Consider the following 24151-nt stretch of genomic DNA (forward strand, 5'->3'; position numbering starts at 1 on the left):
AGAGAGTGACTAGCCCAAATGAATGAAATGGATCAAATCATGAATGAGCATTCGCGTTATTTAGTGCGTATCGCTTATTTATACGTGAAAAACTGGTCAACTGCGGAAGATGTCGTACAAGAAGTCTTCGTTACGTATTTCCAGAAGAGTGACCAGTTCCGTAATGAAGCGTCTATTAAAACGTACTTAACCAAAATGACTGCTAATCGTGCAAAAGATTATTTGCGCTCCTGGAAGCATAAAAAAGATGTAGTGTTCGAGACGATTTTTGTATCTTCTAAGAGCTCGGAACAACAACTATTGGAGAAAGAGCAACTGGCTTCACTTGAAAAGCATTTATTCCAGCTTCCTTTGAAATACCGCGAGCCATTACTACTATATTATTATGACGAACAATCAATTGCGGAGATCGCGGAATTTCTTGGGCTTAATGAAAATACTGTCAAGACTAGATTACGAAGAGCCAAGTTGCAACTTAAGGAATTCTTTGTGAAAGAGGAGGTAGAAACCTTTGAATGATTTTAAACAAAAACTGGACCATATGATGGGAGATACGACGGAACAGGAACGACGAATCAAACAGCGGGTACATGAAACCCTTCAACCTTCGCAAAGGAGACGGTTTTCTTGGCAAGCGCTACTGGTCACCGCAGCACTACCAGTCGTGGCTTTGTTGCTAGTGTTTAATCTAGTGTCAGATAATCAATTCTCTTCTGATCAAGGTCCAGGAACGCCGTATGATCCGCTTGACGACATGGCGTTAATTTCTGCTTTACAAAAGAAAGATCAACTATCCACTATAGATTACGAAGAATTTTCTTCATTACCTGTAGTAAAGAAAGTAGACGGTCTATTATATGTTGATGACGATTCCTTTTCACTACAGTGGAGCCCCGATACGTATCATCCAGTGATAGAACGTAAGGCAGACTTGTATGATGCCTCCGTCTATGATCCGGGAGATGTGGTACGCACATTTACGAATACGAATAGCCACTTACCGACGTATGCGGGTGTCTATTATGAAGTCGTTGCGGTTCCTGGAGATCGAGTTGTACTGCAAAACGGCAAACTAAAAGTCAACGGTAACGAGGTATCATCCGAACTAATGGATCGATATAAGGAGCAAAATGTAACGATTGCGGGCGGTTATGACCAGTTGTTAAATGCCCGGGAATACTTATTATTAAATCATTTCCCGGCAAAAGACACTGTGCAAGGAGCGACCATCACACCTATACACAAGATTTACGGCAAACTGATTGGTGTGGCAACCGAAGAAAAAACCGACTCTATCTATATAGATTATCTGACAGATCAGCTCAAAAGCGACTATACAGCCGAGCAGTACTTTGATTTATATTTATACGACCAGCTTACAGGATTGGGTAAACTACCTGAGTCTTCGGTATTTGCACAATCAAGCCGAATTGGAGAGCTTTTCCTGGAGGCAGCGTATCGTCGAGCCATTCCGATTGCCGATGATAAAGTAGAAATTCGTTATCAATATGGACGTGAAGGCGTCGTGGAGCAAGTGTTCACTATGGGAAGGGATGCAAGCTCCGGGCAATGGATAGTGGAGGAATAATGTCTTACACACTGTAAAGGAGGTGATGCATACATTTTCACGCAAACCAGGTTGGCACCTGTTCAGCACAAGCCGTCAACCAACCGCTCGCTTATAGAGCCAGCCTGGTTTTCATTACGCAACAACATTGGGAAGTATTATCGAAGTGAGAAATAGAAAACCACCAGACCGGCAGCTGTTTTGCATAAGCCGTCAACCAACCGCTCGCTATATAGAGCCGGTCTGGTGTGTATACATAATGGGTGAAATAGAAGACTAGTGATGCAGAAACAGAATTCGTTATCGCTGGTCAAAAGACAAGCATTTCAATGTTGAAAAGTACCGAACAAGTGTCTAGACTTTCCTCTTTGCATTGGGAGATGTATGATGAAATACTAAACGAGTATACTCATACTAGGAGATGATACTATGGCACTCAGTAGAAAAGATTATTTACAGAAAATTATTGGATTACACGAACGCTTAATCATAGCGTCAGAAGAGTATGAAGGCATTTCCGAACAATTCATTTCGAAACAAGAGCTGGATATACCCGCAATGAAAGAACAATGGTTAGTGAAAGTGGAAGAGTTCAAGCAGATCCTGGCAGACATGAATGCGTTGGAAGTTCCGAATGCCTTTGAAACAGAAGGCAATGAACTAAAAGAAGCCTATACGGTATTCGTCCATTGTGTAGAAGAGAAGACAGAGAAGTTCAGCGTGGAAGCGATGGAGAGCGGTGAGCTCGACGCCCTTCAGTCGAAAGAACTGCATGCTGCGGAAGATATGGAAGAATTGATTGAAAGCATGTTCCAAAAATAAATTATAAAAAAATAAAGAAACATTCAAACGGTAGACAAAATTTTAATGAAATTTGTCTACTGTTTTTATTGATAAAATTATTAACTATAGAAATTGAAACAGCGACTGTTCAAGTAGGTATGACGAGAAGAGTAAATTACTCTCTTCAAGCGAACGTTTTGTTCCACTCCAAGAGACGATTTTGCTACTAGCAATAACCTAAGAACTTAAACACACTACAAAAAAAGATATAGTGCGTGTGGAAAAAATATTTCCACACGCTGTATTCTTTTCTCTTTCTGACTCTATATAGTGTGCAAAGGAGGAGTCAGCTATGACGTATGATGGATCAGTTTATCAAGCGAGATGTGCTACAGTCGTGATGAGGCTCATCATCACATACATAGATTATGTAGTAACAGACAACACGTCATAAGTTTCAGTTCTATACTTCTTGTTAGTACTAGAAATTTGTTATCCTATCACTAGACAATCGATAAAGCGCAATGCATACCTTATTAGCAAATCAATGTTATACATGTATAATAGACACCATGAGAACAATCTGGAGGCATTAAAATATGAGCACAACAAAAGTTATGAATATAATGAAGAAATTGATAGAGCAAGATCCGTCACTCGCAATTAGTGAATGGCAAGGGACAAGCCAGTATGTAGTAGGAGAAATGATGTCACTTGAAACGAAAGATCTACAGGAAATTGATCTGGAAGGTATTGCGAAGCCAGGAGAAAAACAAGTCATGCCGATTGAATTATTAATCGCTGCAGCAACTACTAGTTTCGGTGTTACATTCCATTTGGAAGCGTATAATCAAGGAGTGACTGTAGATAGAGCGGAAATCGTTTTCACTGGCGTATGTGATAAAGCGCCGTTTCTAGGAATTCAAAGCGGCAATAGCGGTATTATGAAACCGATGATCGTTTTATCGGCTGAGTCCACTACGAATAAAGGACAACTGGCTGAAATCGCGGCTACTGCAGTTGAACGTTCACCCATTTTATCCAGTTTGAAAGAAGAAGTTATATTGCATATTAAGTGACTTCATAGAGTTATGATGTATTCTTACACAAAAAATACGCCATCACCTTGTCAATTCAGACATGGTGATGGCGTATGTAGTTAGTAAAATTAAGCGTTCTTTTCAAGTGGTTTTACAGCTACATTGCCGCCTTCTTTTAAGAATTTAATCATCCCTTCGGCTGCACGATAAGCGAATGCGCCAATTGTAACGGTAGGGTTGTAATTACTGTTATGCGGGAATGAGGACCCGCCTACGACGAATAGGTTTTCCATATCCCACATTTGTGAGTAGGTGTTGACTGCGGAGTTTTTAGGAGAAGCTCCCATGATGGCACCACCGAAGAAGTGATCCGTATAGAATTTATGGTCAAATACAGTATCGTCTTTCACCACATCGACGTTCATTTTGTCTGCGCCCATTTCTTTCATGATCTCTTCACAACGTGCGACGCCTGCTTTCGCACGTGCGATGTCTTGTTTTGCATATTCAACGGTGACACGAAGAAGTGGATTGCCGAGTGCATCTTTATATATTGGATCCAGATCCATATACGTATTCTTGTTCGGCAAGAAGCCACTTTGTGGTGTGATGAATAAGTTACGGTTATAATACTTTATTGAATTCTTTTTAAATTCTTTACCCCAACCAGGTGTATCATATGGAACTGCGTTATTGGCAATAGGACGTGAACCAAGCTGACTGTAGTGCACTTCATAGCCATGCAAGAAGTCTAGGTTCGTGTGATCTTCATTGTCCCCACTGAAATCATCGATCGTCGCGCCCATCCCGCCAGCACCCATGAAATTATTGAACTTTTTGTCTTCGAAGAATCCGCGAGCGCCAATATACGTTGACAAGTTGTTGAAGTGGCCTGTGAAGTTCTTGCCGATGATGCCTTGTCCTGTTTTCGGATCGTAGGGCTGCCCGATTTTAGAGTGTAACAGCAACTTCGTATTCGTAAAGACGAAACCTGCAAGTACCACGATATCTGCTAGTTGTTCGAATTCTTCACCAGTCGTGGTATCGGTATAGATTAATCCGTTCGCTTTCTTTCCATCGTGGCTTACTCGATTCACGAACGCATCATTACGAATTTCCATCTTACCTGTTTTATGTGCCGTCTTGAGTACCGTACCGATCGGATCCGCTTTCGCTCCGAAGTCACAACCATACTCTTCACAAAATGCACAGTATACGCAACCATTGATCGTTTCACCATCAGGGTTGGTGTATGTTTGTGAAGCATTAGCAGAAGGGATACGATAGGGATGATAACCAAGAGCTTTCGTTGCTTTCGTGAATAGACGAATATTCGGCGTTTCCTTCATAGGAGGATTAGGATACTTATCAGACCGTGGAGGACCAATTGGGTTTTCTTCGCCTGAGATGGCAGCTGTTTTTTCATATTGATCATAATACGGTTCGAGCTCATCATATGTAATCCCCCAATCCTGCATGGTCGATTCTTTAGGGATTTTATCTTTACCATAGCGCTCTACAGTCTTACTGTAAATTTCGAAATCATATGGCAACCAGCGGAAAGCTATCCCGTTCCAGTGAACACCTGCGCCTCCAGTATGATTTCCAAAACGTGCGTTCATATTATTCCGAACGGGTATTGCTTCCTTACTCATGGAGTTACGTGAAGTAATTGTATCCTTATTCAATTCTTGCATGAGATCGTATCGCTTAGAATAGCGTAACTCATCTTTCGTACCGATATAGTCTTCATGCTTTTTGTTTTTCCCTCGTTCTAATATGACTACATTATATCCTGCTTTCGTCAGTTCCGCTGCCGCAATTCCACCGACCCATCCTGAACCTACGATAACCGCATCTACCTTTTTAAGTTGTTTTACCATTTTATATCCTCCTTACGGTTTCTATTTTAATGCCCTTGGTAATCTCGCAGACTGACGGGATCCAGCTTTGCAAAATCATCTGATTCAATATAGTTAGCGTAAGAAGCCACAGCGCCCGGAAATTCTTTCATTTTCCATCCTTCCATATTGATATTGCCGCCGTACAATGGATCACAATAAGCGCCTTCTAATGTCGCTTGTTTTAACAAAATGAAATACTCTGAAGCTTTTACGCCTTTCATTTTCACTTTGTTTGCCTCGAAGTCCGTCATGATTTCTATTTGTTGCTCTTCGGTTGCTTTGTCAAAAGTAACTTCGAAACGCTTTTGACTTTCTTCGTCCATTTTACGAAGACCTAGCAAGAAGATCATGCCACGATCCAAAATCGATTGTTCTCCGCCAGGCCCTGCCGTTTGATCGACTGCTTTCAAATCAATTGCATAGGGAGCCTGTCGATAGTCGTATGCGTTGACACCCCAGCGTCCTGCTAATTGTTTGTCAATATAATAAGGGACACCTAACTTAATGGCGCCAGGACCGAGTTCGTCCTCAGGTAAAATTTGTTCTGTTGCTGCATTTAATACTTTAAAATCTTGATGACGTGTGAAGAATTGACGTGCTTGCGTTACTTCGATACCTTTATTGCTATCATTTTTCGCTATGTTGTCATTTTTCTTATCCAAACCGCCTGTGAGTAGACCCCCGAAAATAGATCCTCCGACGAGTCCACCAGCAACGAGTCCGGTATTTTTCAAGAAATTTCTCCGTCCCAAATCTTGCTCGTGTTGTGGTTTTCCATTTACGTCTTTGGGTGGTTGTTGATCCGCCATTTTAACCCCTCCATATACATAAAAATTTTTCATTGATTAGTACATAGAACATGTAGTCATTTCCATACGTTATCCTTATTTATCCTGCCCTTATTTATCCTATTTAGACAACAATATATTCTTTTATCATATTTCTTTTAAGTTTTTTGATTTAGTAAGTGAAGAAGTAGTAGACTGTAATACAGTGCCATTATCTATTATGATTCGAGTGAAATGGATCACGTGCGTCAAGTTGGAATAAAGATGATACAATCATTTAAGACTTAACATGATTGTAGTAAAACGTGCAATACTACACAGTAGGCCGTTGCAGAAGAATCACTTTATTTTTTGCGACATACTAAAGAGGGAGGATATTTATGAAAGTAAAATTTGCTGTTATTTTCTTGACCATGATTCTTATACTAAGCGGCTGCAATAATAAGATCGAAACGAATATGTCCCAAACGATGCCGGACTTTGAATTTACTACACAAGACAACGAACCGCTTGGCTTGAAGGATTTAAAAGGTGATTGGTGGATTGCCTATTTCTCCTATACCAACTGCATCACAGTATGCCCAAGAACGACCGCTAATATGGTCGGTATTCAAGAAAAATTAAAGGAAGATGGTTTGGAACCTCGTATTGTTTCATTTGGTATAGATCCCGAAAATGATACACCAGAAGTATTAAGGAACTATGCTGCAGATTTTGGAGCCGATCTCCGTACGATGAGTTTTTTGACAGGTTATGATTTTAAAACGATTCAGGAATTATCGAGAAACACATTCCTTTCTATATTGGAAAGTGGAGCATTAGATCAACGTGCGCATAGTTATTATTTTTATTTAATTAATCCTGATGGTGAAATTGTGAAAAGATACGATGGTCTAACAGAAACCGAGAATGAATTGTTGATAAAAGATGTAAAGACCGTGTTAAGTAAATAATGAGGTACATAACAAATAACGCCTTTCTAATCGATTGATTAGAAAGGCGTTATTTGTTTTATCTCGTTACCATTTCGGTACACCGACATGGTTTTCCACCCATTCTTCAGTGTAATGAATGGTGGAATGGGCTTTGTTAAGTGGTACGACTTTAAAGCGCTTATTTTGATCTTTAATGACGCCCGTCGGGAAAAAGCGTGGATCTTCGATAGTGACAGTCTTTTGCCCACCCGTTTGTTCTTTCGTTACAGACAGTCTGGCGATTCCGCCGAAGTTCGTATAATCGAACGGTTGGGCAGAATAGAAATTGCCGAGCGAGAAGAACACTTTGGTATGTCCGACTTCTCCATAGCGTTGTAGAACATGTGGGTGATGTCCGAACAGCACGTCAGCACCCGCATCCGAAACGAATTGCGCGAGCTCTGCTTGATCTTCGGACGTTTCGAGATGATACTCAGGACCCCAATGCAGCGATACGATCGTCACGTCTACCATTGGCTTCATCTGTTGGATTTCATTTTCCATTCGATCACGATCGATGTAGTTCACCAAGTACTCTTTGTCATGTAAATCTATCTCTACATTTGTACCGTACGTATAGGCGAGCACTCCGATTTTGATGCCGTTCACTTCGACAATTCGTTGGGTCTTGCGGTCTTTAAACGATTCATAAGCACCTACATACTGCATGCCATATTGTTGCGCATGTTCAATCGCCTTGCGCACACCATTTTCCCCTTTGTCGAACGTGTGATTGTTGGCGAATGAAACCATATCGACGCCAACATTTTGTAAAGCGGGGAGTATATGTTTTGGACTGTTGAACTTTGGATAGGTAGATAAACCAAGTTCCACACCGCCAGGCATAGATTCCTGATTTGCCAAGAGAAAATCAATACTGGTCATCTTCTCTTTTACCGCTTCGAATGCAAAATCGAAGTGAGGATACGTGTAAATTGGATTATGTAATAATATATCGCCAACCATACCGATTGTTGCCGTATGAATAATCGTTTCTTCTAATTTTTGATCTGGTTCTACTTTATTCATTTTTTCAGATGTACCGTCTACTGCATTTTTTTGTGCTATTACATCGGCTTTGGCAGATAATGTTTGCTCTCTATTATTCCAATCGCTCCACAAAATCACGCCACCTATAATCCAGACAAAAGCCAAAGAAGCAACAAGCCATTTTCTCATTACAATAATCTCTCCAAATCTATAATTGCTTTTCCTAGTACGTCTCCAAAAACTAACGATAGCATACTAGTAGAATAGTAAACAATTAATTTTTACAAATAAAACAACAAAATAGTTTTTTCTTTATTTATAGATAGAAAATGCCAGACTTCGACAAAGACATCGAAGTCTGGCATTTTCAGTTTACTATACATTGACTTTTGCTTTTGCTTGAATCAAAACTTCCGGTTCCTCGATATCTTTCGTTGGCTTCTTCGACCAGATTGTCGCAAGAATTGGACCCGAGATATTATGCCAAATCGCACCCCATACACTTGGAAGTGCAGCAAGGGGTCCGAAGTGCGCAGTCGCAAGCGCTACGCCCAGTCCGGAGTTTTGCATGCCCACTTCAAGTGAAATGGCTCGTCTGTCGTTTTCGTTCAATCCAAGTCCCAGTGCAATCAAATACCCAAGAAGTAATCCGATCCCGTTATGCAAGAACACGGCGATAAATACGATTAGACCTGAGCTTGCGACGTTGCCTGCATTTGCGGAAGTAACCGCAGCGACAATGATGAGAATCGCAACAACTGAAATAATCGGTACGACGGTTACACTTTTCGCAACTCCTCTTGGGAAGAATCGTTGGATGAGTAGTCCTAACGCAATGGGAATGATGATGACTTGTACGATTGACTTGAACATCGACAACGCATCCACCGGTAGCCACTGTCCAGCTAACAATAGTAATAATAGCGGCGTGATAAGTGGTGCTAATAGAGTAGAGAGGGATGTCATCGCAACAGATAATGCGAGATTTCCTTTTGCTAAATAGACCATGACATTTGAAGCGGTACCTCCTGGAACAGATCCAAGCAATACAAGACCGGCTGCTAGTTCAGGTGGTAGTTTCAATAAATAGGCAAGTCCGAATGCAGCCAATGGCATGACAATAAATTGAGCGGCTACACCAATGATCACGGGTAACGGATTGGTCAAAATGATTTTGAAGTCCACCGCACGTAACGTCAGTCCCATGCCGAACATGACAACGCCGAGTAAAATCGTGATGTATGCACCTAGTCCAAGAAAAGGAGTCGGGAACATGAACGCAATCACAGCGACTAGAATGACCCAAAATGCAAAGTACTTTCCAGCGATTGAGCCGATTGCTTCAAGTGTTTTCATGGTTTCATCACCTCAGAATCTAAATGGAAAATCTTGTTTGGATTGAGTAAGTTATCCGGATCGAGTGCTCGCTTGATTTTCTGCATGACCAGAAGTGCAGCGCCATGTTCTTCTTGCTGGTATTTCTGTTTGCCGATTCCGACGCCGTGCTCTCCGGTACAAGTACCGCCACGCTCCAGTGCATAGCGAACGATTTTTTCGTTTAGTTCATCGGCTTTCGCCAGTTCTGCTGGATCATTCATATTCATCATCAGCAAGACGTGGAAGTTGCCATCGCCTACATGGCCGACAATTCCACCCGGCATTTCAAGTGACTCGACTACTTCACGTGCATGATTGACCGCGTCAGCCAGTTCTGAAATCGGTAGACAGACGTCAGTGACCATTAGTTTTTTGCCGGGATTTCCATGAATATATGCATAGGCCAGATTGTGACGGGCTTCCCATAGTCGATTGCGTTCGGCGTTGTCTGTTTCAAATTCGATATCCGTGCACTGGTGATCTGCAACGATTTCTTTCGTGAATTCGACATCTTGCTGTAACCCTGCTTCATTGCCATGGAATTCCAAGAATAATGTGGGTTTTTCTTGATAATTCGTTTCACTGAAGATATTCGCTTGTTTAATAGATGGCTCATCCACCAATTCTACCCGCGCAATCGGAATGCCTGCTTGCAAGATAGAAACGACTGCTTCCACTGCATCATGAACGGTAGGGAACGATGCACGAGCGGCTGTTGTGAATTCAGGAATACCATAGACGCGTAATGTCAGCTCCGTGAAGCAACCTAGTGTTCCTTCTGAGCCAACAAATAATCCATTTAAATGAAGTCCAGATGCAGATTTAGCCGCTTTGTTGCCGGTATGGATGACCGTACCATCTGCCAAGACCACTTCGAGATCGCGAACTTGATCGCGCATGACACCGTACTTGACGGAAGTCGTGCCGCTAGCATTTGTTGCCGCCATGCCACCAAGTGTCGCATCTGCCCCTGGATCGACAGAGAAAAACAATCCATGTTTCTTCAGTTCTTTATTTAATTGAGTACGCGTGACGCCTGGTTGTACCGTAACGAGAAAATCTTCTGCCCGTACGTCTAGAATCGCGTCCATGTTTGAAAAGTCGATCGTGATTCCACCACTATCCGGAATGACACTACCTTCTAGGCTTGAGCCGAGTCCGAACGGTATGACGGCTACGTTTAGTTCTTTCGATAGGCGCATAATCTTGCTGACATCTTCCGTACAAGAAGGGAACACGACAATATCTGGTAATTTCATTGTATGGTAAGACTCATCTTTTCCGTGAAGTTCACGCACGGTGTCATTAATGGTCACTTGTTCTTCGGTTAATACTTCTTGCAAAGACTGGACAATATTTTCAGTAGTCGCTGTCATAGGTGTTCTCTCCTTATTGATCAATGAATTATGTTGAAAGTAGTTCCACTGATTAGAATTTTTAAACTATTTTAACTAACATTATACTATTATACTTACTAATCTGAATTATTCAATGGTATTTTACTTATCTTGCTCTTTTTATTCAATGTTTCACGAGCATAAAAACTATATTCACGCATGTTCGAAGGCCTATCTGACTAGCAGTAACCAATCATATGAATAAAAGAACGCAAAAATAACTGACTGTTTTGTTTGTATTTTTATTAACACATACAAATGATTAACAGGCTTTGGCTAAGGAGTGTGTGAAATGAATACTATTTTGTTTGTGGAAACTACGAAAAGTGGTTCGAGCAGGGAGGCGATAAAAGCTGCAGAAAGGTTAGGTTATGCCACCGTGTTGTTAACCGAGAATGCGAGATTTATCGATCAAAGAGAAGAGTTTCCGGAAGTTACGCAAATGATTCACATGGACAGCATAACGGAAGAAACGATTCGGGAACATATTCACGCAATACAGAAGTTGGGATTCAAACTGAAGGGGATTTTCAGTTTCGTGGATCCGTTTGTATCGATGACCGCTCATCTAGCAAATGAATTTTGTCATTCGAAAATTTCTGCTGATGCCTATCTAAAAATGGAGGACAAAGCATTAACTAGGACCGCATTGGCTACAAACGAAGCGACACCCAATTTTATGATTTTTGAACCATCGACGGATTTGAAGCAGTTCATCAGTGAGCAAGAGACATTTCCTCTGATCGTCAAATCGCCATTTTCAAAAGCATCTAGAGATGTGTATCTCGTTGAAGATCGAAAGGAAATGACTCGTGTCATGAAGAGTATGTTGAAAGCAAATCCTAACCAGCAAATTGTCATTGAAGAGTATTTGGATGGCCCACAGTATTTGGTTGAACTAGTGGTAGTTGAGGGGAAGCTCCATCCAGTTGCGGTAATTAAACAGGATATCCAAAAAGATTTGAAGTTTATCATTACTGGTTATGAAATTCAGCTATCACTAGAGAGAAACCTATACGCCAAGCTTATTAAGGCAGTGGAATCTATCTGCAACGACCTTGGAGCAAAAAATGTAGCCTGTCACCTTGAGTTACGATATGTCAGGGATACCTGGAAGTTGATTGAGTTGAATCCACGAATATCGGGTGGCGCCATGAATCGCATGATAGAAGAGGCATATGGTATTAATTTAATGGAAGAGACATTGAAACTATCTATGGGTGAAGAAATAAATTTGAAAAGAAAGCACGAAAACCATATTTATACGCATTATATTACCGTCAACGCGTATGGCACGCTGTTGAAAGTGACAGGGAAGAATTATGCAAAGAAGCATGAAGGTGTGCGCGAAGTCTACGTGAAACCACGTAAAGGGACATTCATGACACCGCCTATTTCGATGGGAAGTCGGTATGGCTATGTCATAGCTTCTGGCGAAACAGCATCAAAAGCGAAACGAAACGCTTTGCATGCTGCGAAGAATATCAAGTTTTATATAGAATCTAATGAGGAGTGAGAGCAGATGATTACAGTGGCGATGTTGCATTCAAGGAAACACCCGAGCAGAGTAGATAAAGCTTTTGCCTGGGCAGCTGTCGCTAAAATGGAAGGCGTGAATTTTTACTATTTTTCACCACAAGGCGTGGATTTTGAGAAGAAAGTCATTTCAGGTTATGTATATGAACAAGGCGAGTGGGTTGAAAAAGATATGAAGTTTCCGGATGTCATATACAATGCATGCGGGATGAAGACCGATGAGGAAATGGACGTCTATATTAAATTAAGTAAAATCGTTCCTTTCACTTCACACTCAGTCGGCAATAAAATGAGTGTCTATAGAAGGATTAGTAAAATGCCAGAATTTGTGGACTATCTAATTCCATCGATCCGGATCGAGCAACCTAAAGACGTGTTGGAGGCTATGAAAAAATATAAAAAAGTGATTATCAAACCAGTATCCGGCAGTCAAGGAAGGGGGATTTGGTTCGTCGAGCAAGATGGAGAGCATTTCCATAAGATCATCGATACAGAGAAGACAACCACAAATCGAAAACAACTTATTTCCGATCTTCAAGATTTAATCAGTGGGCAAGACTATTTGGTCCAGCCGTATATATCCTGCCGTACTAAAGATGGCAATCCATATGATTTCAGACTACATGTGCAGAAAAACGGAGAAGGAAAATGGATGATTTCGATTATTTATCCGCGGATCGGTACAATGGACAGAGTGACTAGTAATCTTTCACGTGGCGGCAGTATGGGGACGCTTAGATCGTTTTTAGAAAGAGAATTTGGCGATGAACGAAGGAATATGAGACAGACTTTAGAGAAGTTTGCTGAACGTTTTACCAATGAATTCGAAAGTACTTTCGACATAGAATTTGATGAGCTTGGCATTGATATAGGTGTCGACGAAAATAATAAGCTTTGGATATTCGAAGTGAATTGGAGACCAGGAAATGAGGAACTTGCATTTACTATAGCAAAGAACTTAGTTCCCTATGCTGTATATGTTGCCAAGCAAAATAAACCGACCTAATGTATATTCCAAACATGATCAATGAACGCATGACCGCACCCAACCATTCTATCGGCCTTGTCATATATATAGTAGATACGTATATATGAAGGGAAGGAAGAAAAACGATGACGACTCCTAGTGTAATTTGTGTTGCGATGAAGAGATTACTGGAAGAACAAGAATTGATGGCTACATTCAGTCAAGGATTTCAATATGTCTGTTCGTTTCCTGTCTACGATACGATACCCTTTACACTTCATGATTGCGAATTACAAACACCATTCAGTGCCCATTATAAATGCATGAAGACCCCTTATTTCAGATTGGAAAAATTCGATATGGATACATGCTGTGCAACCTTAACTTTATTGGAACCAGTCGATATGGAAGGCAATCCAGTAGACACTTGCGAAGAACTTTACTCCCTCAAGAAGACGAAAAGCTGTATTATAGTCAATATCAATTGTTTTTGCACCATCACACCACTTCCCCCTAAGCTAGTTGATAAAAAATTACCCACTATTGAACCGAAAAAATAATACAAACAAACAGGAGATCTTATATGCACGATATCATCAGGAAACAAATTTTTGATCAAATAGATACAGACTATCAAAAGTTTTCCTCTGCACTCATACCGACAAACGATACTATTCTTGGAGTGCGAATGCCGGAACTTCGTAAACTTGCAAAAAGGATTGCAAAAGATGATTGGCGAGCATATCTACAGACAGCGAATGATGAGTATTTTGAAGAAGTGATGTTACAAGGCTTAGTAATTGGTTACGTTACAGCGGACGTGGAAGAGCTCTTACTATATGTAGCGAAATTTGTTCCGAAAATAGATAATTGGTCCGTATGCGACAGTTATTGTTCGGGGTTGAAATTCACTAAGCAAAATAAGGAACGTGTTTGGTCATTTCTTCAACCGTATGTACATTCTGAGAAAGAATATGAACTTCGCTTCGGTATTGTGATGCTGCTCATTTATTATAGTGAACCCGACTATATCGACAGAGTACTCGGTTTGCTAGATCGCGTGCAACATGAAGGCTATTACGTCAAAATGGCAGTGGCATGGGCATTGTCTAGTTGTTTTGTGAAGTTGCCTGACCCCACAATGAGTTATTTAGCTGGGAGAAATTCATTGGATTTGTTTACGTATAATAAAGCATTACAGAAAATCACGGAATCGACGCGCGTAGAACAAGAAATGAAGAAAGTGATCCGCAGTATGAAAAGGCGCTAACAAAAGCCTAGTCTTGTGACTAGGTTTTTAGCTATGTAAACTGCATGTTTAAAGAGCCTTTGTTCCGGTCGTAAAGTATAAAGAAGGCATTTGGAGATGGATGAAAAATAAGAGAAACCTGACAAATCGTCAGGCTTCTCTTAGAACGCTTTCGAATCACTACATTTCAGTTCACATACACCTGAATGAATCGATCTTCTGCAAGTCTAATCCATAATACTCCCAGCGGTACTGACGTGGATCCCATCGATATCCTGCGATCGAAGTTCTACCGACGAATGTCGGGTAGTACCAGAACCCTTTGTTTCGTGAAGTCCATACATACGTATACCGATACAAGCAACCTGCTATGCCGCCCGGATCCACTGCGCGTAGTTGGGCATCCGGATAGCTCGGTATTTGATTGGGAGGAGCGGAAGTCGGTGCACTTTGCTGTGGATGACCTCCTGGCTGTCCTTGATGATGTCCGTGGTTCTCATGCTGTTGATGATGTCCTGGATATCCTTGCTGACCAGGATGTCCGGGAAACGCAGGGTGTCCTGGATAAGCCGGTTGATGAGGGGAACTTGGATAACTTGGTTGACTTGGATAACCCGGTTGATGCTGCGGTGGATACCCTTGTTGGTGACCTGGATAACTAGGAGGCCATTGCGGGTTTTGTTGATTTGGTGGTGGATATCCTGGATACCCACCTGGCCACCCCTGCTGTTGTTGGCCATATGGCGGACGATACTGTTGATGGTGTGCTTCATTCTGCTGACTTGGATATCCGTCAGGTAGCTTCGGATACCACATGCCTTCGTCTTGCTGATTCAAACTATCACTCCTTCATTTAGACTCATTACACACAACGAAACTGATCAATACGTTGCAAATCAATGCCTATATACTCCCAGCGGAATCTGCGTGGATTCCACTGAAACCCTGCGACGGATTGTCGACCGACAAATGTTGGATAAAACCAGAATCCATTACGTCGTGAAGTCCATACATACGTAAAGCGATACAAACAACCTGCTATGGCACCCGGATCAACCGCAAACGTCTGAAATTCTGGATAGCTCGGGATTTGATTCGGTGGCGGGGAAGTAGGAGCAGCTGCCTGACCGGCTGGATTCCCTGGCCGACTTGGCTGCTGCCCAGGGAAATTCGGTTGCTGTGGAAAACTAGGTGATGCAGGGAAGCCGGGCATACTCGGAAACCATTGCATACCTGGGAAACTTTGAGGTCCTTGCATACCCGGAAACCAAGGTTGCCATGAAGAAAACGATTGCGCTGTGGAGAAGCCTTGCGGGTCAGCACCTTGCCATGAATCTGTATATTGCGGATACCCCATAAATTCATCTTGTGGATTCAACTATTACGCCTCCTTTTCTATTCGTTTTATCATATGCAGTCTGTTGGTTATTTGACCTTATTATCTCTTCGTACGACAGCTGTGCTAAACTATTAACAAAGGAAGTGGATTAGAATGAATGAAAATAAACCGCATATTTTAGTAGTGGATGGAATGGCTTTGTTATTCCGTTCATTTTTTGCGACGGCACATAGCGGGCAGTTTTTCCGCAATGCATCAAATGTCCCAACGAATGGCGTACAAGGATTCGCGCGGCATACGATGAGTGCCATCTCAATTTTCCAACCGACACATTTAGCGGTGTGTTGGGATATGGGATCCAAAACATTCCGTAATGAATTATTCGCAGACTATAAAGCACATCGTCCTGCACCAGCACCGGAATTAATTCCCCAATTCGATATGGCACGGGAAGTATCGGAAACACTAGGATGGAAAAGTTATGGGATCAAGAATATGGAAGCGGATGATCTGATTGGTTCGCTGATTGAAACGTGGAAAGACGAAGCAAAATTGACAGTGGTATCGGGAGATAAAGATTTACTTCAGTTACTACAGCCCGATGTGTCGATTGCGCTGACGAAAAAAGGCTTCACGCAGTATGATGAATACACAGAAGCTCGTTTTATAGAAGAGTATGGAATTACTCCCAAGCAATTCATTGATATGAAAGCATTCACTGGCGATTCTAGTGACGGCTATCCAGGAGTGAAAGGGATTGGGCCGAAGACGGCATTGAAGCTCATACAGGAGTACGGTTCGGTCGATGGTGTGCTCGCGGCGAGAGAAAAATTAACAGCAGGAGTACAAAAGAAACTGAATGCAGAAGAGGAAATGTTAATGATTTCAAAGGATCTCGCAACGATTCATTGTGAAATTACACTCGACGATCCTCTAGAAGAATTGATCATTCCGGAGTTCACTGCAGAAACAGCAAAAGTGATGGAAGAACTCGGATATTCCATGATTGCTAAACAAGGACTACCTGTTTCACCGTTTTAATGGTTCGATTTTAACAAACGTCAAAATCAGTTTATTTGGCTCATAGGGGATGGAGCGTACACGGCTCGCGCAATTTCTGCCACCGTGGTCATGAACGAGTACATGCAGTTGATTCTCTACGTATTCATACCCGACCATCACGACCCAATGATAATCGAATGAAAATCGACTACGCCATTTGAACTTGAACCACTTATCAAATTTTAACGCAACGGGACGGTCTTCATCGATTTGCTCCATAGCCTGCTGTACAGTACAAATTTTCACATTCCACTGCGAGCCGACCATTTGGTTCAGCCTACGAACAAAGCGCCAAGTAGGCAAACCAATCTTCGTACTACCTAATGTTCGATACAACTCATTAATAGAAGGAGTTGGTTCAGAAGGGAAGAAATGGCGCAGCAAAACATACGCTGTAACAGGTCCGCAAGCCGACGGACGATAGCTAGGTTCAATGTCGTGGTCATATTGGGATTTGCCTTTCACTTCTATGTATTTGGACATGTAGAACGTCTCCTTTCTAGGAAATGTTGTTGGTTGATGAGGGGGCAATGTGTGGCGCTCATAATTGCTGTATACCCGCTCAATCCCGTTGGTAATGCGCTCTATGTAGCGGGCCGAGCGCTCATAGTTGTACCATATTCGCTCTATCCATCCAGTTATGCGCTCTATCACGCGTGGCAACCGCTCATACAAGTTACACAACCGCTCTATAAAGCAAATGCTGAGAACCTATAGGCTCTCAGCATTTTTACATATCATCTTTAGATCTTCACTTCGTCTAAAAACTGCGTAACTTGTTCAGGTGACTTCGCAAACGCACTATGTAGATGTGCATGCTTCTCACCATTTTGGAAGACTAACAGACTTGGGATTCCCATCACTTCATACTTTTCAGCAATTTCAGGAATAACGTCACGATCCGCTTCATACCATGTGTATGTATCGTATTTTTCAACGATTGGATCAATGAACATATCCATACGCTTACAGTCTGGGCACCAGTCTGCTTCAAACTTCACAAGTACTGGTTGGTCACTCGCAATGATTTCTTCAAACTCAGTTACCGTTTTAATTTCTTTCATTTAAATCGCCTCCATTCAATAAATAGTGTACAATGAATAAGGACGCTTTGGTATTAAATTGCTTATTTTAAAAAGTCTGATTAAATACAAATTAAATATTGCGAAATAGTTTCGAATGATCTATACTTAGATTCATAGACAACGCGTATTTTTTTTTACGCTATAAATGAATGAGTGTTCATTCAAAGAACATAAGGGAGGATTGCACGTGACTTATCAAATTAGAAAAGCGGCAGTTTTAGGATCTGGAGTTATGGGTTCTGGTATCGCGGCGCACTTAGCGAATATTGGCATTCCCGTACTTTTACTAGATATCGTTCCACCAAAATTAGGTGCAGAGGACGAGGCAAAAGGATTAACGTATGATCATCCACAATTCCGCAATAAGTTTGCGGCTACGGCATTGGAGAAATTACAAAAACAAAAGCCAGCGCCTCTGACAACGAAGAAAAGCTTATCATTACTTACACCAGGAAACTTCGAAGACCATTTGGATCAATTAAAAGACGTAGATTGGATCATTGAAGTCGTCGTAGAAAACTTGGATATTAAAAAGAGTTTATATGAAAAGATTGAAAATGTGCGTAAGCCAGGCACTATCATTTCATCCAATACATCGGGGATCAGTATTGAAGCGATGACAGAAGGACGTTCAGAAGATTTCCAGAAGCACTTCCTTGGAACGCACTTCTTCAATCCTCCAAGATACTTGAAATTGCTTGAGATTATTCCTACACACGCGACATCACCTGAAGTGGTAGAGTTCATGACGGTGTTTGGCGAGGATCGTTTAGGTAAGGGAGTCGTTATTGCGAAGGATACTCCAAACTTTATCGGTAACCGAATCGGTACGTATGGTTTACAAGTGACATTGCATGAAATGCTAGAACGCGGTTATACAATCGGCGAAATCGACTCGATCACAGGCACATTAATTGGTCGCCCAACATCCGCGACATTCCGTACATTAGATGTTGTCGGACTGGATACGTATATGCACGTTGCAAAAAACGTCTACGACCAGACAACGGGTGAAGAGCAAAAAACATTTGAACTACCTGATGTCGTAACTAAAATGATCGATAACGGCTGGATCGGCGCGAAAGCAAAGCAAGGCTTCTATGTGAAAAAAGGTCGAGACATTATGGAACTGGATATGAAGACATTTGAATATGTTCCTACACAGAAAATGAAAGCGCCTTCAATAGAAATGGCGAAACAGCAAAAAGGACTAGCTAATAAAATGAAGACGTTATTGTATGCAAAAGATCGTGCAGGCGAGATTTTGTGGAATACGTTAACACCCACTATGCTATATGCAGCACAGCTTCACGGGGAAATTGCAGACGATATCGTATCGATCGACAACGCAATGAAATGGGGCTTCGGCTGGACGCAAGGGCCGTTTGAAATTTGGGATGCGATCGGCGTAAAGAAATCTGTTGACATGCTGAAAGAAGAAGGCAAGGAAATTCCTGAACTTGTTCAATCATTGCTCGATAAAGGCTATGAAACTTTTTATAAAGAAGAGGATGGCGATACGTACTACTTCGACGGCTCGGACTATCAGATGGTGCAAGTAAATGAGAAAGCGATCAACTTGAAGCAGTACAAGAAAAAGCACGGTGTCATCAAGAAGAACTCGGGCGCCAGCTTGATTGACCTTGGCGATGGTGTAGCATTACTGGAATTCCATTCACAATCGAATGCGATCGGTCTGGACATCATTCAGATGATCAATTTCGCAGTAGACGAAGTGGAGAAGAATTTCAAAGGACTAGTAATCGGGAACCAAGGGAAAAACTTCTGTGTCGGTGCAAACCTTGGCATGATTTTAATGGAAGCCCAAGATGATAATATCTTTGAACTCGACTTTGTCATCCGTTCATTCCAGAACGCGATGTTGAAGATTAAATATAGCGGGAAGCCGGTTGTGGCGGCACCATTCCAGATGACGCTAGGTGGCGGAGCAGAAGTTTGCCTTCCAGCTGCACATATTCAAGCATCTATGGAAACGTATATAGGACTTGTTGAAGTAGGCGTAGGGTTGATTCCAGGTGGCGGCGGAAACGTCAACTTGTATCAGAAGCACCTTAAAGGTTTACCGAACGGTGTACCTACTGATTATCAACATATTGCGAATAAAGTATTTGAATCCATTGCCATGGCGAAAACGTCGACATCTGCTGAAGAAGCAAGAGAGAACAACTTCCTCGACTTTGCAGACGGCATAAGTGTCAATCCGGATCATCTGATCTACGACGCGAAGCAAGCCGCTTTGTCATTATATGAAGCAGGCTATGTAGCGCCGAAGAGAGCGAAAGTTCCTGTAACAGGCGATTCAGGCTATGCGACATTATTGCTTGCAGCTGAAGGCATGTTCATTTCTGGATTCATTAGCGAACATGATTTGAAGATTGCGAAGAAACTTGCATATGTACTGTCAGGCGGAAAGATTCCGTATGGTACACGTGTCGATGAGCAGTACTTACTTGATTTAGAACGCGAAGCATTTTTAAGTTTAGTGGCAGAACCGAAATCACAGCAGCGAATGCAGCATATGCTGGTCAAGGGTAAGCCGTTACGTAACTGATGAGAGATAGCTAAAGGAGGAAACAGAATGCGCGAAGCAGTAATTGTAGCCGGTGCTCGAACACCGATTGGAAAAGCAGGAAAAGGTTCTTTGGCAACTGTCCGTCCGGATGATCTAGGGGCGTTGACTATAAAGGAAACATTGAAGCGTGCAGGGAATTATGATGGGCCAATCGACGATTTAATCATCGGTTGTGCAATGCCAGAAGCAGAGCAAGGAATGAACGTAGCACGTAACATCGGCGCATTGGCTGGTTTACCGGATACCACTCCAGCCGTAACGATCAACCGTTTTTGTTCATCCGGTTTGCAGTCGATCGCTTATGCGGCAGAACGCATCATGCTAGGTCACTCAGAAGCTGTTTTAGCGGGTGGCGTTGAATCGATGAGTATGGTCCCGATGATGGGCAATACGATTCGTCCAAACTATAAGCTAGCAGAAGAAGCACCTGAATACTATATGGGGATGGGGCATACAGCGGAGCAAGTGGCGCAAAAGTATGGTATCTCCCGTGAAGATCAAGACGCGTTCGCAGTTGAATCACATAAACGTACGGAAGCGGCAATCAAAGAAGACAAGTTTGTTGATGAGATTGTACCGGTTGAAGTAACGAAGCGTTTTGTCGGTGCAGACGGCAAATATCAGGAAAAAACCATGTTATTCGAAATGGATGAAGGCGTGCGTCCAGGTACGACGATTGAAGTACTGGGGAAATTACGTCCGGCATTCGCGGCGAAAGGCTCCGTAACAGCAGGTAATGCGTCACAAACCTCTGACGGTGCGGGAATGGTCTTATTAATGGATAGAGAAGTGGCTGAAGAGCGCGGCTTGAAGCCAATGGCGAAATTCCTTTCATTCGCAGTAGGTGGCGTTCCACCAGAAGTGATGGGAGTTGGGCCAATTGTAGCCGTGCCAAAAGCATTGAAACTAGCCGGTCTATCTATTGAAGACATCGATCTGTTTGAGCTCAATGAAGCATTCGCATCTCAGTCACTCGCAGTTATTCGCGAACTAGGATTGGATATGGATAAAGTGAACGTCAACGGTGGAGCGATTTCATCAGGTCACCCATTAGGTGCAACAGGGACCATTTTGACTTTGAAATTAATTAATGAATTGAAACGCCAAGGCAAAAAGTACGGTGTCGTCACGATGTGTATCGGTGGCGGAATGGGAGCAGCTGGAGTATTCGAAGTTCTATAAAAAAACAGACAAGCAAACAGGGGGAAATTACATGACTAAAGCTATGGAGGGAACTACTATGACAGAATTCGTAAAAGGTGGAGCGTTTTTAACTGAGGACATGGACGCTAGTCGCGTTTTCACACCAGAGGATTTTACAGATGAGCAAAAGATGATCGCTAAAACAACGGAAGAGTACGTAAAAAACGACGTAACGCCGTTGATTGAAAAGCTAGAGAATCATGAGTTTGAAAACTCCGTAACATTGTTGAAGAAAGCTGGAGATTTAGGACTTCTAGCGGCAGATATTCCAGAAGAGTATGAAGGTCTCGCACTAGATAAGATTTCATCTGCGTTGATTGCTGAGAAATTATCAGTAGCTGGCGGCTTCTCGATTACACACGGTGCACACGTAGGCATCGGTACATTGCCGATTGTGTTATTCGGTAATCATGAGCAAAAAATGAAGTACTTGCCGAACTCTGCAAGTGGAGCAAAAATCTCAGCTTATGCATTGACAGAGCCGAGCTCAGGGTCAGATGCACTAGGCGCGAAGACGACTGCTAAATTAAACGCTGCTGGTACACACTATATACTGAACGGTGAAAAACAATGGATCACGAACTCTGCATTTGCTGATGTTTTCGTAGTATACGCAAAAGTAGATGGCGACAAATTCACAGCATTTATCGTTGAAAAAGAGTACCCGGGCGTTTCAGTTGGACCGGAAGAGAAGAAAATGGGTATTAAATCATCATCTACACGTACATTGATTCTAGAAGATGCAGAAGTACCTGTTGAAAACTTATTAGGTGAAATTGGTCGCGGACACGTGATCGCGTTCAACATTTTGAACATCGGTCGTTACAAGCTTGGAGTAGGTACAATCGGCGGATCGAAGCGTGCACTTGAATTGGCTATCAAATATGCTAACCAGCGTAAGCAGTTCGACACACCGATTTCTTCATTTAACTTAACGAAAGAAAAGTTTGGTACGATGGCTTCTATGTTGTACGCAACAGAAAGTTTGATCTATCGTACAGTTGGATACTTTGAAGAGCGTAACGCGGCGATGAGCCCGGAAGAGCAAAAAGACGGTGCAAAAGTGGCGGCATCCATTGCTGAATACGCAATTGAATGTTCTATCAATAAAGTAGTAGGTTCAGAAGTTTTGGACTATATTTCTGACGAAGCCGTTCAAATTCACGGCGGTTACGGTTTCATGGCGGAGTACGAAGTAGAGCGTATTTACCGTGACTCTCGTATCAACCGTATCTTCGAAGGAACAAATGAAATCAACCGCATGATCGTCCCAGGCACGTTCTTGAAGAAAGCAATGAAAGGCGAATTGCCATTGCTTCAACAAGCACAAGCGTTGCAAGAAGAGTTGTTAATGCTGATGCCGGAAGAAGTGGGCGATGAAGCATTGGCTCAAGAAAAGGCGCTTGTGAAGAACGCGAAGAAGATCGGCATCTTGGTTGCAGGACTTGCAGCACAGCGTTACGGTACGAAGCTCGATCAGGAGCAGGAGATTCTTGTGAACATCGCAGATATTGCGAATGATTTATTCGGTATGGAGTCTGCAGTGCTTCGTACGGAGAAGGCGATCAACAAGAATGGTGAAGAGAAAGAGAACCAGAAGCTTCTTTATACACAGATCTTCTGTCAGGAAGCGTTCGGACGTATCGAAGCGGCAGCAAAAGAGACGTTGCTTGCAGCGGTCGACGGCGACAACCAGCGTATGATGATTTCGGCTTTGCGTAAGTTGACTCGTAATAATCCGTATAACTTGATTGCGAAGAAGCGTGAAGCGGCAGAGAAGCTGATCGAAGCAGAGAAGTATATCGTGTGAGTATAGTTTAGACAGAACGCCTCCTATGTGGGGCGTTTTTTGTTTTGGTTGGAGTTGTTCAAGTTCAGTGAGTGAAGAGTGACGTCATGGGATTTCCACTGCAGCTGGGGGACGCTTTCCCGAGGGCCCGCGGTGAGCCAACTGTTCGCTTCGCTCTCTTAGTTGTCTCACCTGATCGGGCTGATCCTCCGGGAGTCGCCCCCAGCTTCCGTTACAATCCTACGTGGATAGTGGGGGTAGTTGAATCACTTACTGGAGGAGGTGTGTTAGTTATTGTTGTCTTTGAACATGGTTACGTTCAAAAGCAAGTGCTTTGGCGTGGTGAGAGAATTTGTGTGTGTGAAGGGATGAAAGCTCCAGTTGGGGACGCTTTCCTGAGGGCGTGGCCCGAGCCGCTTCCCTCACTTCGTTCAGTCCAGGGTCTCGAACTCACGCTGATCCTCCAGGAGTCGCCCCAACTTCCGCTTCCATCCTACGTGGATAGTGG

Annotated in this window: 23 protein-coding genes; 14 read left to right on the top strand and 9 right to left on the bottom strand. The window is 42.6% G+C overall.

Annotated elements, in window-relative coordinates; translation table 11 throughout:
- Positions 1 to 18: 18 nt before the first annotated feature.
- The 4 genes from CSV70_RS14680 (at position 19) to CSV70_RS14695 (ending at position 3429) form a co-directional block, all read left to right on the top strand.
- The gene (locus tag CSV70_RS14680; protein ID WP_099629411.1) at positions 19 to 519 is read left to right on the top strand and encodes a sigma-70 family RNA polymerase sigma factor; all 501 of its coding nucleotides are present in this window, start codon (positions 19 to 21) and stop codon (positions 517 to 519) included.
- On the top strand, positions 512 to 1588 hold the full coding sequence (locus CSV70_RS14685) for a S26 family signal peptidase (protein ID WP_099629412.1): 1077 nt from the start codon (positions 512 to 514) through the stop codon (positions 1586 to 1588). Before CSV70_RS14680 ends, CSV70_RS14685 begins: the two co-directional genes overlap by 8 nt.
- Before the next feature lie 408 nt (positions 1589 to 1996).
- On the top strand, positions 1997 to 2389 hold the full coding sequence (locus tag CSV70_RS14690) for a hypothetical protein (RefSeq protein WP_085131488.1): 393 nt from the start codon (positions 1997 to 1999) through the stop codon (positions 2387 to 2389).
- Between the two features lie 560 nt (positions 2390 to 2949).
- Complete coding sequence (locus CSV70_RS14695; RefSeq protein ID WP_099629413.1) at positions 2950 to 3429, top strand: OsmC family protein; 480 nt, start codon at positions 2950 to 2952, stop codon at positions 3427 to 3429.
- Positions 3430 to 3518: 89 nt separating this feature from the next.
- Here CSV70_RS14695 and CSV70_RS14700 read toward each other — a convergent pair whose 3' ends face one another.
- The gene (locus CSV70_RS14700) at positions 3519 to 5273 is read right to left on the bottom strand and encodes a GMC family oxidoreductase (RefSeq protein ID WP_099629414.1); all 1755 of its coding nucleotides are present in this window, start codon (positions 5271 to 5273) and stop codon (positions 3519 to 3521) included.
- Positions 5274 to 5299: 26 nt separating this feature from the next.
- A complete protein-coding gene (locus tag CSV70_RS14705) occupies positions 5300 to 6103 on the bottom strand; it encodes a gluconate 2-dehydrogenase subunit 3 family protein (RefSeq protein ID WP_099629415.1) in 804 nt (267 codons plus the stop codon).
- A gap of 359 nt (positions 6104 to 6462) precedes the next feature.
- On the opposite strand from CSV70_RS14705, the gene CSV70_RS14710 reads away from it, so the two are divergent.
- Positions 6463 to 7035 carry an SCO family protein gene (locus CSV70_RS14710; RefSeq protein WP_085131484.1) on the top strand — a complete coding sequence of 191 codons (573 nt, stop codon included), beginning with the start codon at positions 6463 to 6465 and terminating at the stop codon, positions 7033 to 7035.
- A gap of 66 nt (positions 7036 to 7101) precedes the next feature.
- On the opposite strand, the gene CSV70_RS14715 is transcribed toward CSV70_RS14710, so the two are convergent.
- From CSV70_RS14715 to CSV70_RS14725, 3 genes are all read right to left on the bottom strand, one after another.
- Positions 7102 to 8235: a CapA family protein gene (locus CSV70_RS14715; RefSeq protein ID WP_085131483.1), complete on the bottom strand. Its 1134-nt coding sequence runs from the start codon at positions 8233 to 8235 to the stop codon at positions 7102 to 7104.
- Between the two features lie 186 nt (positions 8236 to 8421).
- Complete coding sequence (locus CSV70_RS14720; RefSeq protein WP_085131482.1) at positions 8422 to 9402, bottom strand: bile acid:sodium symporter family protein; 981 nt, start codon at positions 9400 to 9402, stop codon at positions 8422 to 8424.
- Positions 9399 to 10799 (bottom strand): FAD-binding oxidoreductase, encoded by a 1401-nt coding sequence (locus CSV70_RS14725; RefSeq protein WP_099629416.1) that lies wholly within the window; start codon positions 10797 to 10799, stop codon positions 9399 to 9401. Before CSV70_RS14725 ends, CSV70_RS14720 begins: the two co-directional genes overlap by 4 nt.
- A gap of 313 nt (positions 10800 to 11112) precedes the next feature.
- On the opposite strand from CSV70_RS14725, the gene CSV70_RS14730 reads away from it, so the two are divergent.
- The 4 genes from CSV70_RS14730 (at position 11113) to CSV70_RS14745 (ending at position 14593) form a co-directional block, all read left to right on the top strand.
- The gene (locus CSV70_RS14730; protein ID WP_099629417.1) at positions 11113 to 12336 is read left to right on the top strand and encodes an ATP-grasp domain-containing protein; all 1224 of its coding nucleotides are present in this window, start codon (positions 11113 to 11115) and stop codon (positions 12334 to 12336) included.
- 6 nt (positions 12337 to 12342) lie between these two features.
- Positions 12343 to 13362: a YheC/YheD family endospore coat-associated protein gene (locus CSV70_RS14735; protein WP_099629418.1), complete on the top strand. Its 1020-nt coding sequence runs from the start codon at positions 12343 to 12345 to the stop codon at positions 13360 to 13362.
- A 107-nt stretch (positions 13363 to 13469) separates the two neighbouring features.
- Positions 13470 to 13883 (top strand): CotY/CotZ family spore coat protein, encoded by a 414-nt coding sequence (locus CSV70_RS14740; RefSeq protein ID WP_099627341.1) that lies wholly within the window; start codon positions 13470 to 13472, stop codon positions 13881 to 13883.
- Between the two features lie 23 nt (positions 13884 to 13906).
- Positions 13907 to 14593: a DNA alkylation repair protein gene (locus CSV70_RS14745; protein WP_099629419.1), complete on the top strand. Its 687-nt coding sequence runs from the start codon at positions 13907 to 13909 to the stop codon at positions 14591 to 14593.
- A 171-nt stretch (positions 14594 to 14764) separates the two neighbouring features.
- On the opposite strand, the gene CSV70_RS14750 is transcribed toward CSV70_RS14745, so the two are convergent.
- Positions 14765 to 15409 (bottom strand): hypothetical protein, encoded by a 645-nt coding sequence (locus CSV70_RS14750; protein WP_099629420.1) that lies wholly within the window; start codon positions 15407 to 15409, stop codon positions 14765 to 14767.
- A 25-nt stretch (positions 15410 to 15434) separates the two neighbouring features.
- Positions 15435 to 15950, bottom strand: coding sequence for a hypothetical protein (locus CSV70_RS14755; RefSeq protein ID WP_369822365.1), 516 nt, complete (start codon positions 15948 to 15950; stop codon positions 15435 to 15437).
- 114 nt (positions 15951 to 16064) lie between these two features.
- Between CSV70_RS14755 and CSV70_RS14760 the strand changes: the two genes are divergently transcribed.
- The gene (locus CSV70_RS14760) at positions 16065 to 16952 is read left to right on the top strand and encodes a 5'-3' exonuclease (RefSeq protein WP_099629421.1); all 888 of its coding nucleotides are present in this window, start codon (positions 16065 to 16067) and stop codon (positions 16950 to 16952) included.
- Here CSV70_RS14760 and CSV70_RS14765 read toward each other — a convergent pair.
- Positions 16941 to 17456 (bottom strand): C39 family peptidase, encoded by a 516-nt coding sequence (locus CSV70_RS14765; protein WP_099629422.1) that lies wholly within the window; start codon positions 17454 to 17456, stop codon positions 16941 to 16943. The genes CSV70_RS14760 and CSV70_RS14765 overlap by 12 nt on opposite strands.
- A gap of 51 nt (positions 17457 to 17507) precedes the next feature.
- Between CSV70_RS14765 and CSV70_RS14770 the strand changes: the two genes are divergently transcribed.
- A complete protein-coding gene (locus CSV70_RS14770; protein WP_099629423.1) occupies positions 17508 to 17690 on the top strand; it encodes a hypothetical protein in 183 nt (60 codons plus the stop codon).
- Positions 17691 to 17716: 26 nt separating this feature from the next.
- On the opposite strand, the gene CSV70_RS14775 is transcribed toward CSV70_RS14770, so the two are convergent.
- Complete coding sequence (locus CSV70_RS14775; RefSeq protein ID WP_085131471.1) at positions 17717 to 18037, bottom strand: thioredoxin family protein; 321 nt, start codon at positions 18035 to 18037, stop codon at positions 17717 to 17719.
- A gap of 166 nt (positions 18038 to 18203) precedes the next feature.
- Here CSV70_RS14775 and CSV70_RS14780 point away from each other — a divergent pair, with 166 nt between their 5' ends.
- Genes CSV70_RS14780 through CSV70_RS14790 form a run of 3 tightly spaced genes read left to right on the top strand, consistent with a single transcriptional unit; the run spans position 18204 to position 23664 of the window.
- Positions 18204 to 20630: a 3-hydroxyacyl-CoA dehydrogenase/enoyl-CoA hydratase family protein gene (locus tag CSV70_RS14780; protein ID WP_483315632.1), complete on the top strand. Its 2427-nt coding sequence runs from the start codon at positions 18204 to 18206 to the stop codon at positions 20628 to 20630.
- Positions 20631 to 20657: 27 nt separating this feature from the next.
- Positions 20658 to 21833 carry an acetyl-CoA C-acetyltransferase gene (locus CSV70_RS14785; protein WP_099629425.1) on the top strand — a complete coding sequence of 392 codons (1176 nt, stop codon included), beginning with the start codon at positions 20658 to 20660 and terminating at the stop codon, positions 21831 to 21833.
- Positions 21834 to 21864: 31 nt separating this feature from the next.
- On the top strand, positions 21865 to 23664 hold the full coding sequence (locus tag CSV70_RS14790; RefSeq protein ID WP_369822366.1) for an acyl-CoA dehydrogenase family protein: 1800 nt from the start codon (positions 21865 to 21867) through the stop codon (positions 23662 to 23664).
- Positions 23665 to 24151 lie beyond the last annotated feature (487 nt).

It is taken from the genome of Sporosarcina sp. P25, assembly GCF_002743235.1.
GTDB lineage: Bacteria > Bacillota > Bacilli > Bacillales_A > Planococcaceae > Sporosarcina > Sporosarcina ureae_B.